Annotated in this window: 14 protein-coding genes; 11 read left to right on the top strand and 3 right to left on the bottom strand. The window is 56.6% G+C overall.

Going from position 1 to position 16880, the window contains the following annotated elements; genetic code table 11:
• The first annotated feature begins 59 nt into the window (after window positions 1–59).
• The 8 genes from ACK2JC_RS08160 (at window position 60) to ACK2JC_RS08125 (ending at window position 8818) form a co-directional block, all read left to right on the top strand.
• The gene (locus ACK2JC_RS08160) at window positions 60–671 is read left to right on the top strand and encodes a regulatory protein RecX (RefSeq protein WP_320938313.1); all 612 of its coding nucleotides are present in this window, start codon (window positions 60–62) and stop codon (window positions 669–671) included.
• 150 nt (window positions 672–821) lie between these two features.
• Window positions 822–2369 (top strand): ribonuclease Y, encoded by a 1548-nt coding sequence (rny, locus tag ACK2JC_RS08155; RefSeq protein ID WP_092366680.1) that lies wholly within the window; start codon window positions 822–824, stop codon window positions 2367–2369.
• A 139-nt stretch (window positions 2370–2508) separates the two neighbouring features.
• Window positions 2509–3051, top strand: coding sequence for a helix-turn-helix domain-containing protein (locus tag ACK2JC_RS08150; RefSeq protein WP_320938311.1), 543 nt, complete (start codon window positions 2509–2511; stop codon window positions 3049–3051).
• A complete protein-coding gene (locus ACK2JC_RS08145; protein WP_107434691.1) occupies window positions 3048–3569 on the top strand; it encodes a hypothetical protein in 522 nt (173 codons plus the stop codon). The genes ACK2JC_RS08150 and ACK2JC_RS08145 overlap by 4 nt, the downstream gene beginning before the upstream one ends.
• Window positions 3570–3633: 64 nt before the next feature.
• Window positions 3634–4311, top strand: a complete 678-nt coding sequence (locus ACK2JC_RS08140) for a response regulator transcription factor (protein ID WP_320938310.1) — start codon at window positions 3634–3636, stop codon at window positions 4309–4311.
• Complete coding sequence (locus ACK2JC_RS08135) at window positions 4308–5720, top strand: sensor histidine kinase (RefSeq protein WP_320938309.1); 1413 nt, start codon at window positions 4308–4310, stop codon at window positions 5718–5720. Before ACK2JC_RS08140 ends, ACK2JC_RS08135 begins: the two co-directional genes overlap by 4 nt.
• Before the next feature lie 49 nt (window positions 5721–5769).
• Window positions 5770–6450: an ABC transporter ATP-binding protein gene (locus ACK2JC_RS08130; protein WP_368271311.1), complete on the top strand. Its 681-nt coding sequence runs from the start codon at window positions 5770–5772 to the stop codon at window positions 6448–6450.
• Window positions 6451–6460: 10 nt separating this feature from the next.
• On the top strand, window positions 6461–8818 hold the full coding sequence (locus tag ACK2JC_RS08125) for an ABC transporter permease (RefSeq protein ID WP_320938307.1): 2358 nt from the start codon (window positions 6461–6463) through the stop codon (window positions 8816–8818).
• A 147-nt stretch (window positions 8819–8965) separates the two neighbouring features.
• On the opposite strand, the gene ACK2JC_RS08120 is transcribed toward ACK2JC_RS08125, so the two are convergent.
• The 3 genes from ACK2JC_RS08120 to ACK2JC_RS08110 form a co-directional block, all read right to left on the bottom strand.
• Window positions 8966–10282 carry a HAMP domain-containing sensor histidine kinase gene (locus tag ACK2JC_RS08120; protein WP_320938306.1) on the bottom strand — a complete coding sequence of 439 codons (1317 nt, stop codon included), beginning with the start codon at window positions 10280–10282 and terminating at the stop codon, window positions 8966–8968.
• 136 nt (window positions 10283–10418) lie between these two features.
• Entirely contained in the window at window positions 10419–11099 is a 681-nt protein-coding gene (locus ACK2JC_RS08115; RefSeq protein ID WP_092366702.1) for a response regulator transcription factor, read from the bottom strand.
• A gap of 294 nt (window positions 11100–11393) precedes the next feature.
• Window positions 11394–12665, bottom strand: a complete 1272-nt coding sequence (locus ACK2JC_RS08110) for an IS110 family transposase (RefSeq protein ID WP_022512864.1) — start codon at window positions 12663–12665, stop codon at window positions 11394–11396.
• A 291-nt stretch (window positions 12666–12956) separates the two neighbouring features.
• On the opposite strand from ACK2JC_RS08110, the gene ACK2JC_RS08105 reads away from it, so the two are divergent.
• The 3 genes from ACK2JC_RS08105 to ACK2JC_RS08095 are packed head-to-tail and all read left to right on the top strand — an operon-like array spanning window position 12957 to window position 16873.
• Window positions 12957–15215 carry a hypothetical protein gene (locus ACK2JC_RS08105; RefSeq protein WP_320937587.1) on the top strand — a complete coding sequence of 753 codons (2259 nt, stop codon included), beginning with the start codon at window positions 12957–12959 and terminating at the stop codon, window positions 15213–15215.
• Entirely contained in the window at window positions 15145–16038 is an 894-nt protein-coding gene (locus ACK2JC_RS08100) for a sugar ABC transporter permease (protein WP_320937586.1), read from the top strand. The genes ACK2JC_RS08105 and ACK2JC_RS08100 overlap by 71 nt, the downstream gene beginning before the upstream one ends.
• A complete protein-coding gene (locus ACK2JC_RS08095) occupies window positions 16031–16873 on the top strand; it encodes a carbohydrate ABC transporter permease (RefSeq protein ID WP_320937585.1) in 843 nt (280 codons plus the stop codon). Before ACK2JC_RS08100 ends, ACK2JC_RS08095 begins: the two co-directional genes overlap by 8 nt.
• The last annotated feature ends 7 nt before the right edge of the window (window positions 16874–16880 follow it).

Here is a 16880-nt window from a genome sequence, read left to right as displayed (position 1 = left end):
CCGCGGCGCCGGGTTGAATCCCGGAACGTACAAGTAAAATCGAGAGGAGCGTGGAAGCTATGACCATCACTTCCATTGTCCCCGTGGATAAACGAAAGTGCAAAGTCTTTGTGGATGAAGGCTTTGCCTTTGTTTTATACAAGGGGGAGATCGGCCGTCTGGGGCTTGCGGAGGGGGGGATCCTGTCCGAAGAGCTGTACCGGCAGATCGAGACGGAACTGTTAAACCGCAGGGCCAGGGAACGCAGCGTGGACCTGCTGAAGGCCTCGGACAAGAGCGAGAGCCAGATCCGCAGTCGCCTGGAGGAGGACGGGTTCCCCCAGCCCGTGATCGACCGCACCATCGCCCTGTTGAAGAAGCACCGCTACGTGGACGACGAGGCCTTTGCCAGGCGTTACGTGGAGAACGGCGGCATGCGCAAGAGCCGCCGTCAGCTGGCCTACGAGCTGCGCCAAAAGGGCGTGGACAGCGAGCTGGTGGACGAGGCTCTGCGGGAGGCGGCTCCGCCCGAGGAGGAGACAGTCCGCCGTCTTGTGCAAAAAAAGGTGGGCAATCCGGGAGACCTTTCGCGGGAGGAATTGCAGAAATTGTACGCATTTCTGGGCCGTAAGGGTTATTCCTACGAGGTGATCCGCCGGGTGATCGGCGAAATCTGCGACGAGTACCAGTGACAGGCTGTTTCCAGGGCCTCCGGTGGTTTTGTTCATATTGTCTGGATTTGTGCGAAAACAGGGTGAATATACTTGACACAATACTGAAAAACGTATAAAATTAATATGTTGTAGTTCGTACAATGAAAATCAAATAGAGGAGGTGCTCCTGTGTTGCAGATAGTGGTCCCATCACTGATAGTCGGGATAATAATGGCTATTATTGCTTGGTTTGCCGCCCGTTCCTTTGAACGGAAACAGTACGACAGTAAAGTCGGAAGTGCGGAAGAAAAATCCAGAGAAATAATAGATGAAGCATTAAAAACTGCGGAGACAAAGAAGCGAGAAGCTCTCCTGGAAGCCAAGGAAGAATCCTTAAAGACAAAGAATGAATTAGAAAAGGAAACCAAGGAGAGAAGAGCGGAACTTCAACGTTACGAGAAGCGCGTACTGAGCAAGGAAGAGAACGTTGAAAAAAAGGCAGATGCCCTGGAAAAAAAGGAGGCTGACCTTGTCAGAAGAGAAAATGTTCTGAGCAAGCGCAGTGCGGAAGTGGAAGCCCAATATGAAAAAGGCATACAGGAACTGGAGCGGATATCCGGTCTGACCTCCGAACAGGCAAAAGAATATCTTTTAAAATCTGTTGAAGAAGATGTAAAACATGACACAGCGAAGTTAATTAAGGAACTTGAACACAAAGCAAAGGAAGAAGCGGACAAGAAGGCAAGGGATCTGGTTGTGACTGCGATTCAGCGGTGCGCGGCGGATCATGTGGCGGAAACCACCGTTTCCGTCGTACAGCTTCCCAATGATGAGATGAAAGGCCGCATCATTGGCCGAGAGGGACGCAACATTCGTACCCTTGAGACCCTGACGGGCGTGGAATTGATTATCGACGATACCCCTGAGGCAGTGGTGTTGTCCGGATTTGATCCCATTCGTAGAGAAGTTGCCAGAATTGCTCTGGAGCGTTTGATTGTGGACGGGCGTATTCATCCGGCCAGAATCGAGGAAATGGTAGAAAAAGCACAAAAAGAAGTGGAGACCAACATGCGGGAAGAAGGCGAGGCAGCATGTCTCGAGGTTGGAATTCACGGCATTCATCCTGAACTGATTAAGTTGCTTGGTAAGATGAAGTTTAGAACAAGCTATGGACAGAACGCATTAAAGCATTCAATCGAGGTTGCACAGCTGTCGGGACTTCTGGCAGCGGAGCTTGGAGTGGATGTACGTTTGGCGAAACGTGCCGGTTTATTACATGACATTGGTAAATCCGTTGACCATGATATGGAAGGCACACATGTTCAGCTGGGCGCAGATCTCTGCAAGAAGTACAAGGAGTCTGCGACCGTGATCAACGCGGTGGAGTCTCATCATGGCGATGTTGAACCGAACAGTCTGATTTCCTGTATTGTGCAGGCTGCGGATACGATTTCCGCGGCAAGGCCCGGTGCAAGGCGTGAGACGTTGGAGACATATACAAACAGATTGAAACAGTTAGAAGATATTACCAACTCCTTCAAGGGAGTGGACAAGTCTTTTGCCATTCAGGCAGGTCGGGAAGTTCGAATTATGGTGGTTCCGGAACAGATCAATGACGACGGCATGGTATTGCTGGCCAGAGACATTTCGAAACGCATCGAGAGCGAACTGGAATATCCGGGACAGATCAAGGTGAACGTGATCCGTGAGTCGAGAGTGACGGATTACGCGAAGTAAATGTCCGAAGTAAAATGATCAATACCTCAAAACCGCAGCAAGCGAAACGCTTTGCGGTTTTGGGGTATTTTTTTTGGTTGACTATTCTAAAAAAATATAATATTATAAAAATATAGAATAATAGATGGCGGTGAATTTTATGAAAGACATGGAAAAGATCATTTTTCATCCGATCCGCATGCGCATCATCCAAATGATCGCGCAGAGCCGGACCGCGACGGTGGCAGCCCTGGCCGGGGGCCTGGCGGATATCCCGCGTTCCACGATCTATCATCACATGGGGATTTTGTGTGAGAATCAGATTCTGCGTGTGGTCAGGGAGCAAAAGGTCCGCGGGACTTACGAGAAGGAATACGGCTTAAACTATGACGAGATTGCAGTCCCGGCAGAGAATACGGAGCGCGCTGTGTCGAATCTGCTTCTGAAGCTCTATGCCGGCTTCAGTTCCTATTTCGCAGTCCCGAATCAAGATCCGGTCCGGGACCAGCTGTTTCTCTCGGTGAATACCCTGATGCTTGCGGATGAGGAGTTCGAGGACTGCCGCCGGGAGCTGTTTGACGTGATCCAAACATATATGAACCGGCCCGCTGCAGAGAACCGGAGGCCAAGGCTGCTCTCCGTGGTGTCCGCTCCCTGCGCGGGAGAGCGGAAGGACGGCTCTGAGAAGGAGGAAAAAGCGTGACGGCAGCGGTGCGGAAGACCTTTGGCCTTTTGGCCGGTATTTTAATTTATTATTTGGTACACGAAGGGGCCCATCTGGTCCTGGCAATGGCCTTTGGAGTGTTTCAGGAGGTGCGTTTTCTGGAGCTGGGCGTGCAGATTGCCATTACCAGCCGGGAGGCGCTGTCTGATCTGCAGTTTGCCGCGTTCAATGCGGCGGGAGCAGGAGCGTCCCTTGCCATCGCCTATTTACTCGTTTTGTCTGCCGGGCGGATCAACCGGCTGAAGGGCAAGGTGGTAAAAGCGGTTGGCTACTATACGACGATTCTGCTTCTGCTCAACGATCCCTTTTACCTGTCTGTGCTCTGCGGTTTCGTGGGTGGCGGAGACATGAACGGCATCGTTATGTTCGGGATTTCAGAGACAGCGGCCCGCGTGGCATTCGGCGCGTTGGGGCTGGTCAATCTGGGTATCGTATGGAAGTATGTGCTGCCTGCGTACCGGGCGGGATTTGCGGGTGCCGGGGACAGAAACCGATGACGGGAAACGCGGATTTGAAAGGAAATCAAACGGACGGCTGGTATAGCGTTTGGGAGGAAATCGGATGGACGGTTTGATTTATTATATTGAGGACGAGGAGGATATTGCCTGGGGAGTCCGGGAATATCTGCAAAACAAGGGATTTCATGTGGAAGTGCTGGGCACGGCGAGGGAGGCGAAGGCGGCGTTGGAACGGAAACTGCCATCCCTGGCGCTGGTGGACTGGAATCTTCCGGACGGGAGCGGGGAACAGCTGTGCAGATGGGTCCGGGAGCGGTGGAAGGAGCTGCCGGTGATTTTTCTTACGGTGAGAGGGGAGTCCGGCGATATTGTGCGGGGTTTTGAGAACGGAGCGGACGACTATATTTCCAAGCCCTTTGACCTGGCGGTGCTCCACGCGCGCGTCCGCGCCCTGTTGAAACGTGCGGGTAAGGGGGAGACGGCCCGATTAAGCTGTGGGCCGCTGTCCCTGGATACCGGGACGATGAAGGTGTATTGGGAAGCCCGGTGCCTGCCGGTCAGTCCGGTGGAATACCGGCTGTTGGAGATTTTGATAAAGAATCAGCACCGCACCGTTACCAGGCAGAGCCTGCTGGAGTCCATTTGGGACAGCAGCGGGAATTATGTCAATGACAATACTCTGACGGTGGCCATGAAACGGCTGCGGGAAAAGCTGCCCCAGCCGGAATGTATCCGCACCGTCAGGAGTTTTGGATATTGTATGGAGGAGGTTGAAACATGAGCCGAACATCCGGCCGGTCTGCGGCCATCGGTTTTGCCGCCGGCTTTGCGCTGGGAGGCGTTCTGGCGGCCTGCGCCTATGTAGCCTGGGCCGCAGGCCGCCAATACGGGCAGTTAGCGCGGCTGGCCGGACAACTGTCCCGGCGGTGGCCTGGAAATGAGACGGAGATTGTGGGGATGATCAAGGCGGCGTCTGGGAGCGGCGGAGACGACGCGGCGGGAATGGAGCTTTTGAGAAGCTACGGTTTTGAACCGGTCCGGCTGGTCTCTGGTTTTGGTCCGGGTATGGTCCTGCTCACGTTGGCTGGATTGGGAGCGTTTCTGGGAATCCTCTGGTGGGCCTGGCGCAGAGAGCGCAGAAGGAAAATCCTGCGGATCGGGGAGCTGACGGCTTATCTGGAGCAGTCCAACCGGAAGGAGGGAGCGGGCCTCCTGGCTGGGCGGGAGGACGATTTTTCGCCGCTGCAGGATGAGATTTACAAGACGGTGACCGCGCTGCGCCTGGCGGCCGAGCGGGAAGAGAAAGCCCGACGGGAGTTTGCGGACCGGCTTGCGGATGTGGCTCATCAGATCAAAACGCCGGTTACGTCCATCGCCATTACCGCCCAGGCGTTGGACCGGACGGGAAATGATCCGGGCCTGAACCGGATCCGCAGGCAGACGGAGCGGCTGGAACAGCTGGTGGAAACGCTTTTGACCTTTGCCCGAATCGACTCCGGCGCGCTCCGACTGGAAAAACAGGAGGTAGACGTGTACACGGCGCTGGAACTGGCTGCAGAGACGGTGGAACCGGTTCTGCACCGCAGGCAGATTGACCTTGAGCTCCCCAACCACCCGGGGATTTCATTTTCGGGGGACCTGGAATGGACGGCGCAGGCGTTTATCAATCTGTTTAAAAACTGCGCCGACCACGCGCCGCAGGGCGGGAGGATCGCCGTGGAGTACGGGGAGAATCCGCTTTATACGGAGATAACGGTCCGGGATAACGGACCGGGGTTTGCGCCGGAGGAGCTTCCTTACATTTTCCAGCGGTTTTATCAGGGGAAGAGGAGCGTAGGCGATGAGCCGGGAAGCGGAGCGGGGGATGGGAGGGACGCTGGAGAGGGAGTGTCGCGTGGTGAGGAGGCCGGGCAGGCAGTGTCGCATGGTGAGGAGGCCAGGCCGGGAGTGTCGCACGATGAGGCTGCCGGGCTGAGCGTGTCGCACGGCGAGGACACCGGGCCGGGAATGCTGCCCGGCAGTTCGCCCGCCCCCCGCCTGAACCGGGAAAAGGGAGCCGGCCTGGGTCTGGCCCTGGCCAAGTCCGTGATCGAGTTGCAGGGCGGTTTTATCGAGGCTAGAAATCTGCCGGAAGGGGGAGCCTGCTTTACCGTGCGATTTTACTGTCACCGGGATGTCACTTTTCTGTGATAAGCTGTGATTATCCGATTAAAACAGCAGACAGAAGGAGGAATTTGGCTTGGAGATATTGCGGTGCGAGGCTGTGACCAAGGTGTACGGCAGAGGTGCAAATCAGGTGAAAGCGCTGGACGGCGTCAGCCTGTCCATTGAAAAAGGGGAGTTTGTGGCGGTAGTGGGAGCTTCCGGTTCCGGCAAATCCACCCTGCTCCATCTGATGGGCGGTGTGGACCAGCCCACAGAGGGACGGGTTTTCGTGGAGGATGAGGACATTTCCACCCTGAATCCGGTGAAGGCGGCGGTATTCAGGCGCAGGAAGGTAGGGCTGATCTACCAGTTCTACAATCTGATTCCCACTTTGAGTGTGGAGCAGAATATCAAGCTGCCCATGCTGCTGGACAAGCGCAGGCCGGATGAGGCGTATTTCCGGGGGCTCGTGGCTGGCCTGGGGTTGGAGGACAAGCTGAAGGCCCTGACCGGCGCGCTCTCCGGCGGGCGGCAGCAGCGGACTGCAATCGCCCGTTCTCTCCTGTACCGCCCGGCCGTGGTTCTGGCGGATGAACCCACCGGAAATCTGGACCGGCAGAATTCCCGGCAGATTGTGGAACTGCTGAAGGGGTCCAACCGGGACCTGGGCCAGACCATTGTGATAATCACCCACGATGAGCGGATTGCCCTGGAGGCGGACCGCGTGGTACAAATTGAGGACGGCCGCATCGTGTCGGACCGCCGCACGGTCTAGGGGGTGCGCTATGTGGAGACTATTTTCACTGGACTATATCAGGCGCAACCGGGCCGCATGTATTTCCATCGCGGTGACGGCGCTGATCGCGTCGTTCCTGATCTCGGCAATCAGCGGGATCTTTTACAATATGTGGGAGGACGAGAACCGTCTGATCGCCGCGGAGGAAGGGGATTGGCAGGGACGGCTGCGGGGGGATCTGAATGCGGAGGCCCTGGCAGTGGCGGAAAGCTTTGACAATGTGAGCCGGGCGGAGTTGGCGGCGGACCAGGAGAGCGGGGAAATGGTCCTCTCCCTCTGGTTTGAAAATCCCCGGAGCGTTTACCGGGATACGGAGCAGCTGGCCCGGCTGATCGGCGGGAACGGGGAAGATGGTGGAGTGAGCACCCAGTATCACCACAAGCTGTTGAACCAGTATTTGATCTTCTCGCCGGAGGAGAAGGAGAATCCGCCCCAGCTTCTGTTTCTTTATCTGGGCTTCTTGATCGTGGTGTGTATTTCCCTTGCCATGATGATTCACAGCGCGTTTGCGGTTACCATGGAGAGCAGGATGCAGCAGCTGGGAATGATGAAGAGCGTGGGCGCTACCCCGGCTCAGATCAGGACCGTGCTGCTCCAGGAAGCTATGGCCCTGTGCCTGTTTCCTGTTTTGGCGGGAATTCCCCTTGGGGCGGGCAGCTGCTATTGGTTTATGAGAATGGCCGGTAGCCTGGCGGAGAACCTGGGAGTCAGCCGCGCCGTGGGGGCGGTATTTTATTTTCCGGCTCCGGTGGTCCTTTTGTCCCTTGCGGTCTGCCTGTCCACTGTGTGGATATCGGCCTGGCTGCCCGCCGGACGGCTGGCGGGGCTGACTCCCCTGGAAGCGGTGAGGGGAGGCCGGGAAGCCGCGCCTGTGAAAATGAGGCGGTTCCGCCTGATTGCGGGAATGTTCGGCATCGAGGGGGAGCTGGCCCGAAAATCTCTCTACGCCAGGAGACGGGCTTTTCGGACAGCGGGCATCTCGCTGACACTGGCTTGCTTTGTGTTCAGCGCATTTTTGAATTTTGAGGTGGTTTCCTATCTTCACACCTACCACACGTTTTTTGAGCGGTATCAGGATACCTGGGATTTGCTGCTCACCCTGGACAAAAGGACGGAGCGGGAGGGGATGGCAGGGCACGGACTGCTGGAAGCGCTGCGGGGACTGGATGGGGTTGAGAGCTGCGCTGAGTACCGGAAGTATCAGGCCCGCGTCCGGCTTCCGGCGGACATGGTGAGCCAGGAGCTTGAGGCGCTGGGGGGACCACTGGGGCTTACGGACACGGGGATTGTGAGAGATGGCCGGGATTATCTGGCGCAGGCTCCGCTGGTGGTTCTGGACGATGTGAGTTTTCGGGAATATTGCCGGAAATCGGGGATGGAGTTGGAGCCGTGGACCGGGCCGGAGGCGGGGGTGAAGTTGGAGCCGGGGAATGATTTGTGTACCGGCGGAACCGGGATTCCGGTCGTGGCGGTGAACCGTATCTGGGATAATCTCAACAGCCGCTATAAGAACCGGCAGTATGTTCCGTATTTGAAGGCAGAGGACGGGCTGGAGCTGGAGCTTGCCCAAGTGACCGGAAGAGCGGCAGAGGCGGGAAATGCGGCCAAGACCGGAAGAGCGGCGGAGGATGAGTCCCCGGATCCAGCCCCTGCACAGGACCCTTTGAAAGCCCGGATTCTCGCCTACAGCGACCTGCCGCCGGACTTGAGGGAGGAATACGAGGATTTTACCCTGGTGCTGGTGGCGCCGGAATCCGGTTTCCGGAACGCCGAGGCCGCGTTTGGGAAGGCGGACAGGCATTTTAACATACTGACGGACTCGGACGAGGCGATTGACGGAGTTCAGGCGCAGATTGAGGGGATGATGGGGAGCGCACCCGGATGGGAGATGGAAAACCGGCTGAACGAGGAGGCGTTCAACGAGGCAGTCCGAACCGGTTACAAGCTGGTGATGGGAATTTTGTGCGGAACCCTGGCGCTTGTGGGCCTGTCCAACGTATTTGCCAACGCCCTGGGCAGTATAACCCAGCGCAAACGGGAATTTGCCCGCTACCTGTCCGTGGGTATGACGCCGGGAAGCGTACGGAAAGTGCTGGCGCTGGAGGCATTTTACGTGTGCGCCAAGCCGGTGGCCGTCAGCCTTCTGCTCAATATTCCCTTTGTGGCCTACTGCCTCCGGGCAAGCCTGCTCATGCCCGGGGAATACCTGGCGAATCTGCCGGTTCTGCCCATTGGCATATTTGTGTTGTCCATTTTCCTGGCGGTGGGAACCGCGTACTGGATCGGAGGCAGGCGGATTCTGAGAGGGGATCTGGTCGGGATGTTGAGAGATGGGACGCAGACTTGATATAAGGATGTGAAAGCGTGCGGAACTCTGGCCCTGCGCCGGAGAGCAGCCTGAAAATGAACGCAAATGCAATCACGGGCCGCCGGAATGATTACCGGCGGCCCGTGATTGTTCCGTCTTATGAAATATGTTGCGGGCTGCCTCTCTTCACCCCCTGCCCGGCAAATACACCCAAAACCGCTCCCCGCCCCCCTCGGCGTCCTCCAGCCCGATGGTCCCCCCGTGTAACTGCACCAGCTCTTTAGCCACGGACAGGCCCAGGCCGTAGTGCTGGCGGTCGGTGCGGGAGCCGTCGGCCCGGTAGAAGCGGTCGAACACATGCTTTTTGTCTGCGTCCGGTATGCCGCAGCCCTGGTCGGACACGGCAAAGGCCACCCCTGCCTTTTTGTGCCCCCGGGTTTCGCGGCGGCAGGCGGACAGCGTCACCTGCTTCCCGGCGGGGGTGTAGGTCAGGGCGTTGTCCAGCAGGATGGAGAGCACCTGTTCCAGGCGCTGGCCGTCGCCGGTGATGTGGGGCAGGGGTTCCTCCGGCAGCTCCAGGCACAGGCGGATGTTCCGCTCACGGGCCAGCGGTTCAAACCGCTCGTACACACCGATCAGCAGGGTGTCCGCGTCTAAGTCCTCTCTGCGGATGGTCCAGGTTTTGGCGTCCGCGGAGGCCAGAAGCAGCAGGTCGCTGACCAGGCCGGACAAACGCAGGCATTCCCGGTCGATGTTGGCCAGAAACTGGTCCTGCTTTTCCGGGGCGGCGGTCACCGCGGACAGGCTGGAGCGGATGACGGACAGGGGGGAGCGCAGCTCGTGGGAGGCCGCGGCGATAAATTCGTTCTGTTTTTTCCGGCTCTCCTCGATAGGCTTTAGAGAGCGCCCCACCAGCACCCGGCACACCAGATAGAGAGCGGCGATTCCCACCACGTCCAAGAACAGGAACAGGAAACGCTGGCGGTAAATCCCCGCGTCCGCCGGGTTCTGCCAGGCCAGCAGGGTCAGGCTCTGATACCCCTTGGTTGTGGGAATCACCAGCACAGAGCCGAAGTAGGCGTCCTGGTTTGGGCCGTTTAAGGTGAAGATGGAGGTGCGCGACAGGGAGGAGGAGACGGGCCGCATATCGATGCGCACCTTCTCCTCCTCCGCTGTTTTTATGGCCTGGGCGATCAGCTCCTCGCGGGCGGTGGGCGGCGTCCAGGCGCCCCTGTAGAGCAGAGGCCGCCCGTTGTCCTCGATGTGAATGATCAGCTTGCCTGCGCTTTCCATCCGGGCCAGCCAGGTGCAGTCGATGGTGCCGCCGGACTGGAGCCTGGAGGTGATGGTGAGCAGGGTGTTCTGGAAATTTTCCAGGTTCTTTTTTTTGAATTCCCGGGTACCCACCGCCAGCACCCCCAGGATCACGGCGGTGAGAATCAGGCCGGTGGTCACGGTGTAGAGGGCGGTCAGCCGTCTATGAAGCTGTTTGATTTCATTCATGGTAATCCCTCCAGGGCCGCGGCAAGTGCGTTTGCCGCGGTTGTTTTTGTTGGCTGCAACGGGCCGTTTCTGTTGGCTGTGGGCGCTTATCCGGATGTAGTGGGCCGCTGAGACAGCCTGCAGTCGATTGCGCGGCTCACGGCTGCCGTTCTTTCAACTGGTATCCGGTTCCGTGAATGGTGACAATCTGCGCCGAAGCGCCCACGGACCGCAGCCTGCGCCTCAGAAAATAGATATAGTTGTCCAGGTTTCCGTCCTCCACCTCGGCGTCCACGCCCCATATGTAGGTGAGAATTATTTCACGGGGAAGAATCTGGCCCGCACCCCGGATCAGATATTCCATGAGGGCGGTTTCCCGCTTGCTGAGCCGCACGGTGCCTCCGGGGCCGGACAGCTCCCGCCTGTCCGCGTCCAGGCGGATGTCGGCAAAGCATTTTTCCGCTCCGGCGTGGAAATTCCCCGGCCGCCGGGTGACCGCCCGGATGCGGGCCAGCAGCTCGCCCACGGCGTACGGCTTCACCAGATAGTCGTCCGCCCCGGCGTCCAGCCCGTCGATGCGGTCGTTGACTCCGTCCAGGGCGGTGGTGATGATCACCGGCGTAGCGATCTGTTTTCTGCGCAGGCCCTGTAAAATGGTCAGGCCGTCCACCTGGGGCAGCATCCGGTCCAGAACAATCACGTCGTAGGGGTATTGATTGGCGTAAAAAAGGGCGTCCTGCCCCTGATAGCACACGTCGGTCTCATAACCCGCGCGCTCCAACTGTAATTTGACCGTATTACAGAGGTCGCGGTCGTCCTCCACCAGCAGTATTTTCATAGGTTTTTCCTTTTCTGAATCAGTCATGTTTCCTTAATTATACCTTGTCGGCAGCCGGAGGGCTGTCGATAAGAGATGCGTTTCCTTAAGTATACCAGACAAATCTCTAAAAAACCTAAAAGAAATATTTCCATATTTCCAGTTTTTTTAGAGATTGCCCTGTTATGATGGAGGTATACGAAATGACAGAAAAGGGAGTGGACAAGAGTGAAAAATAAAGTGGATTTTTGGGCGCACTTATATAAGGGTTCATAAAACCCCTGATTTTGCGATTGTTTGACAATAGAATAAAGATTAGTTATCGTTGCGCTTCACTAACTTAGAACTATCGTAACCAAGACTTTCAAGATAGGCAAAAACATTGTTTTCATTCAGAACAACACGCTCTACATGGTTTTGAGGCTTCATCAATTCCTCATAGTCAGCAGGGGTAAAAGGTTTCTTTTCCGAGACCATATGGTAAATACAGACCATCATCATTCTTGCGATGGCAATGATTGCTTTCTTATGGCCACGACGCTTTTTGATTCGCCCATATTTGATTGCAAAATAAGGCTGCTTTTTGTTTTTGATTGCGGCAAGGGCACACTGTACCATCATCGGTTTCAAGTAAGCGCCTGCTTTGGCAATTCGGACAGATTTTTTCTTACCTGCGGATTCATTGTTGGAAGGAGAAAGTCCACACCAGGAACAGAGGTGTTTGGCATCATCAAAAATGTTCATGTCAACGCCTGTTTCTGCGAGAACAATGGTGGAACTTAACTCTGTCATGCCGGGCATGGTGCTGACAAATTCCACAAACTCATAATAAGGTTTGATACGGACATAGAGTTCCACTTCGGTCTGGGTAATCATACCGTCAAGATATTCCAGATGGCCAAGGGCCAGTTCCAGTTTTTTTGCCTGGTCTGTTTCAATGTTGCAGCCTCTGATTGCTTCGATGATTTCATCAGACTTGGCTTTGGCCCCTTTTTTTATCAGTTTTCGGACAGCCTTTTCGTCAATGGAATCAGCGGTATGCTCCAGCAGATAAGACATGATTTCGGTTGCTGTTTTGCCGAAAGGGTCAGAAAGCACGCTGGCAATGCCGACATTGGAAACGGTCATACAGTTCTGGATGCGGTTCTTCTCAGAGGATTTCATGCAGACCAGCTTAAAGCGGTATCTGGCAAGTTCCCGGAGCTGGCGGAAATCCTTGGGAGGGATAAAGGAACATCTGACAAGGTCAAATTTGTAGAGGTCGGCAATCCATTTTGAATCCTTTTTGTCCGTTTTCTTGCCTTTGATAGCTTTGACATATTTGGGATGTGTAAGGCAGACCTCTATGTCCTTTTCGAGATAATTAAAAATAGGAATCCAATACTTTCCTGTGGATTCCATACAAACGTGATAACAATTATTCTCGATAAGCCAGTTGTGAAACTTTTGAATATCCGAGTTGATGGTTGAAAAGGATTTTTGCCTGTATTCGGATACTCCGTCCCTGTTAGTGATTACGATGGTTGCAACGATAACATTTTTGTGGACGTCAAGCCCACAGCAGATGGGGTATTTTAACTTCATCATAAGTATCACCACCTTATAAAAAGGAATAGCAACAGTGACTGTCATCCTGTGACTGAATAAACATGGTTTATTACCAATGATAAGAGTCCGGGCTCAAAGTCCCACTTGTTTGTGCTTGAAAGGATGACGGCACATATAATGATACGGGGTCGGAATAAATTCGCCACTCCTCCTTCCGTGCTCTGTAGTGTATTGCTATTCCCTACAGGGATTATAAATCAAATAGTGGAGAGGTACAACATTTTTTCATAACTTGTTTGTGCCTTGAGCGAAGCGAAAGGAATGACAAAAATGATGAAAAAACGATGGATGTGCGCGCTGCTGGCTGCCGGTATGCTGGCCAGTGTCCTGTCCGGCTGCGGGCAGTCGTCCTTTACGGAGACGAAAGGAACCGCCGATGCCGGAACGAAACCCCAGGCCCAGGAGGGGGATTCGGTGCCGATGGGCCGCTATGTGGAGGGGGAGATCGAGCTTCCCGGGGAGAGCCGGGAGGATATTTCCGATATCATTCAGAATGAGAACGGCGCATTGGAGCTGTACACGGAAAAAGACGACGAGATCCACCGCTACACCTTTGACGGCCAGGAGTGGAGGCGGGAGGAGAAGAGCCTGATGGAGGGCCTGGAGATACCCTATAACGTTCATGTGATTCTGGGCGGGGACGGCAGCCGCTACGCCCTGTACCCGCTGTCCAATGGTTACCGGTTCCGTCTGATGAAACTGGCGGAGGACGGGGAGCACCAGGAGATTTTGGAGGAGCTCCTCTCTGAAAAGCGAGATAATGGCTCCTACAAGCATTACCCGGACTTCGCGGGGATAACTCCCGAGGGGAATATCCTTCTGTCCCTGCGCGACATGACGAGAGTCTACACCCCTGAGGGAGAGCTTGTGATGGAGGTGCCTCAGACCAGCTGCTCCTCGGACTGGAAAACCGCTTCCTACTTAAAAGGGAACGAGTATCTGACCATCGGGGAAAACGGCTACATCCGATACGACGTGTCCGAGACCAAGGGGCAGATGATGGAGGAGATCGCCTACCAGCAGGGGAATTCCGATCAGTATGCGGCCGTGACGCCGGACAAGGAAGGCGGCTTTTTTATGGCCAACCCGAAAGGCATTCACCACATCGGCCAGGGCGGAAGTATCTGGGAGACGGTTGTGGACGGGGAGTTAAACTCGTTGAGCCAGCCCAGCGCCTATATCATCAAGCTGTTCGTGGGAGCGGAGGACGATTTCTACGTGTGGATCAACAGTGCGGGAACCGACATGATCAAGCATTACACCTATGACCCGGAGATTCCGTCCGTGCCGGGAAAAACCCTGACCGTGTACGGCCTGGACCTGGGCTCGGCGGAGACGGTGCGCCAGGCTGCGTCCATGTTCCAGCTGGCCCACCCCGACGTGCGGGTGGAGCTGATCGACGGCCAGACAGAAGCGGGGAGCACCACGGTTTCAGATACCATCCGGGCGCTGAACACGGAGCTGCTGAGCGGAAACGGGGCCGACGTGCTGGTGCTGGACGGACTGCCGGCGGACGCCTATATAGAGAAAGGCGTGCTCCTGGACCTGCGGGAAGCGTTAAAGCCCATGCTGGAAGCAGAAGAGTTTGGGGAAAATATCACAGGCCCCTTTACGGCGGCGGACGGAGGCATTTACCGGATTCCGTCCAGGATGACCCTGATGACCGTATACGGCGACCCGGAGGCCCTGGCGAGCCTTAAAACTATGGAGGATGCCAGAAGATACCAGAGCGATCCCTCCCATTTGCCCCTGCGGCCCAGGACGACCTATGAGAATCTGCTGCGCCACATATTCATGTTGTACAGCCGGGAGATCGTGGACAGCGAGAGCGGGATGCTGAAACCCGGAAAGATCGCGGAGCTGCTGGAGACGGTGAAGGTGTTGGGTGAGGCCAACGATTCCAGAGCGTCCTTTGACGAGTCTGAAGAGGGTGAGATCCGGTTTTACTATAACACGTCCCTGAAGTCCCAGAGTCTGCCGGGGGACGAATCCATAGAATTGCAGCGGGGCGATATCTGCGCGGCCATAGAGTCGGTGGATGGAATGTACAGCCTGATGCTGCCCCTGGCGGTGGCCGGGCAGCTGGGCTACCAGATGGAAGGGTATAACGCCTGCTACATGCCGTCGCAGATGCTGGGAATCAACCGCTCCGGTGGACAGATCGGGCTGGCGGAGGAGTTCGTCCGGTTTGTGCTGGGAGAGCAGGTGCAGGACAGCGACCTGATGGACGGTCTGCCGGTGAACAAGAAGGCTGCGGCCCACTGGGCCAGCGAGGACTGGGGAAACCCGGAGCTTTCGATTGCGGTCAGCGGCGGGGACGGCTACAGCCTGGCGGGAACGTTCCCGACGGTGGAGCAGCGGAGCCGTATCTTCGCGCTGGCGGAGGCTGCCGACCAGCCCATTCTGGCGGACCAGGTGCTGCTGGACATCATTATGGCGGAAACGAAGGGATATTTTGATGGAACCTTGTCTTTGGAGCAGGCGGCGCAGAACGCTGAGAGCAAAGCGAACCTTTACTTCGCAGAATAGGGCGGCCTTCCTGTTTCTGGCCCCCAGCGCGGCCGGGACCGTGGTGTTTACGCTGATCCCCTTCGGGGCCGTGATCGCGGAGGCGTTTACCGGGATGGCGGACGGAACCTTTGCGGGATTGGAAAATTTTATCCTGGTGGTCCACAACGCCGCCTTCCGGCTGGCGGCGAAGAATACCCTGCGTTTTATGGCGGTCTGCATTCCCCTTCTGATGGCCGTGTCCCTGTGGACCGCGGTGCTGGTGAAGGCCGCGGCGGACCGCTCCGGGGTGTTCAAGACCACGATGCTTCTGCCCATGGCGGTGCCGGTGGCTTCGGTGGTCTGCCTCTGGAAGGTGATGTTTCATCCCCAGGGGCTGTTAAACCAGCTTCTGGGGAACACAGGCGGCGCGGGCATCGATTTCATGCGGCGGAAAAGCGCGTTCCTGGTGCTGGTATTTACCTATATCTGGAAAAATAACGGCTACGACATGGTGTTGTGGCTGGCCGGTCTGGACGGAATCTCAGGGGAACTTTACGAGGCGGCCCAGGTGGACGGAGCCGGGTCCTGGCAGAAATTCCGCTACATTACGGCGCCGGGGTTAAGGGGCACGGCTTCCCTGGTGGCCCTGCTGTCGGTGATCAACTCCTTTAAGGTGTTCCGGGAGGCGTACCTGATCGCTGGGGATTACCCCCACGACAGCATCTACATGCTCCAGCACCTGTTCAACAACTGGTTCGTCTCCCTGGATATCCAGAAAATGAGCGCGGCGTCGGTGCTGCTGGAGACGGCTGTGCTCTTCGGAGTTCTTCTGTGGAGGCAGAGGAGGGGCGGACATGATTAAACGGGTGATGGTGCGGGTTGTCTTGACGGTTATGTGTCTGTTTGTCTGGCTCCCGCTGTTTTTGATGGCGGGAAATTCCCTGATGGGAGAGTGGGAGATGCTGGACCGGTTTGGGTCGGTGTTTGGCGCGGCGAACCGGCCGGTGAAGGCAGCGCTTCTGCCCTCCTATCCCACGCTGAAGCCCTATGTGGAGCTGCTGCTGGACTCGCCGGGCTTTTATGTGATGTTCTGGAATTCCTGCCTGCAGACGGGACTTGCGGTGGCCGGTCAGCTTCTAGTGGCGCTTCCGGCGGCCTGGGCCTTCGGAGCCTTATCGTTTAAGGGCAGGAGAGGGCTGTTTCTGATCTATATCATCCTGATGCTTCAACCCTTCCAGGTGACCATGGTGCCAAACTATCTGGTGCTCAAACGGCTGAGTCTGCTGAACAGCCATCTGGCGGTGATTCTGCCCGCGGCCTGGTCGGCATTTCCGGTGTTTATCATGGCGAAATTTTTTGAGACGATCCCCCGGCCGCTTATGGAGGCTGCGGGATTGGACGGGGCCGGGAGCTGGATGATTTTCTGGAAAATCGGGGTGCCCATCGGAAAGCCGGGCATCGTCTCGGCCATGGTGCTGGGGGTTCTGGAAACCTGGAACGCCATCGAACAGCCCATGACGTTTTTAAAGGAGCAGAGGCTTTGGCCCCTCTCCCTGTACCTGCCGGAGATCACGGCGGACAAGGCGGCGGTGGCCTGGGCCGCTTCGGTGACGGCCATGATCCTGCCGGTCAGCTTGTTTGTGATGGGACAGGGGGCCCTGGAGCAGGGGATTGCGGCCTCGGGAATCAAGGAATGAGTGGTGA

Origin of the sequence: Enterocloster lavalensis, from assembly GCF_046603895.1 — a bacterium.
GTDB classification, from domain to species: Bacteria; Bacillota; Clostridia; order Lachnospirales; family Lachnospiraceae; genus Enterocloster; species Enterocloster lavalensis.
Note: the sequence above shows the minus strand (reverse complement) of the source record. Positions and strands in the feature narration are given on the sequence as shown.

Excerpts from the sequence above, each read along its gene's own strand:
- ACK2JC_RS08160 (WP_320938313.1), top strand. The coding sequence starts at position 60 with ATGACCATCACTTCCATTGTCCCCGTGGATAAACGAAAGTGCAAAGTC.
- ACK2JC_RS08150 (WP_320938311.1), top strand. The coding sequence starts at position 2,509 with ATGAAAGACATGGAAAAGATCATTTTTCATCCGATCCGCATGCGCATC.
- ACK2JC_RS08140 (WP_320938310.1), top strand. The coding sequence starts at position 3,634 with ATGGACGGTTTGATTTATTATATTGAGGACGAGGAGGATATTGCCTGG.
- ACK2JC_RS08135 (WP_320938309.1), top strand. The coding sequence starts at position 4,308 with ATGAGCCGAACATCCGGCCGGTCTGCGGCCATCGGTTTTGCCGCCGGC.
- ACK2JC_RS08125 (WP_320938307.1), top strand. The coding sequence starts at position 6,461 with ATGTGGAGACTATTTTCACTGGACTATATCAGGCGCAACCGGGCCGCA.
- ACK2JC_RS08120 (WP_320938306.1), bottom strand. The coding sequence starts at position 10,282 with ATGAATGAAATCAAACAGCTTCATAGACGGCTGACCGCCCTCTACACC.
- ACK2JC_RS08115 (WP_092366702.1), bottom strand. The coding sequence starts at position 11,099 with ATGAAAATACTGCTGGTGGAGGACGACCGCGACCTCTGTAATACGGTC.
- ACK2JC_RS08110 (WP_022512864.1), bottom strand. The coding sequence starts at position 12,665 with ATGATGAAGTTAAAATACCCCATCTGCTGTGGGCTTGACGTCCACAAA.
- ACK2JC_RS08105 (WP_320937587.1), top strand. The coding sequence starts at position 12,957 with ATGATGAAAAAACGATGGATGTGCGCGCTGCTGGCTGCCGGTATGCTG.
- ACK2JC_RS08100 (WP_320937586.1), top strand. The coding sequence starts at position 15,145 with ATGGAACCTTGTCTTTGGAGCAGGCGGCGCAGAACGCTGAGAGCAAAG.
- ACK2JC_RS08095 (WP_320937585.1), top strand. The coding sequence starts at position 16,031 with ATGATTAAACGGGTGATGGTGCGGGTTGTCTTGACGGTTATGTGTCTG.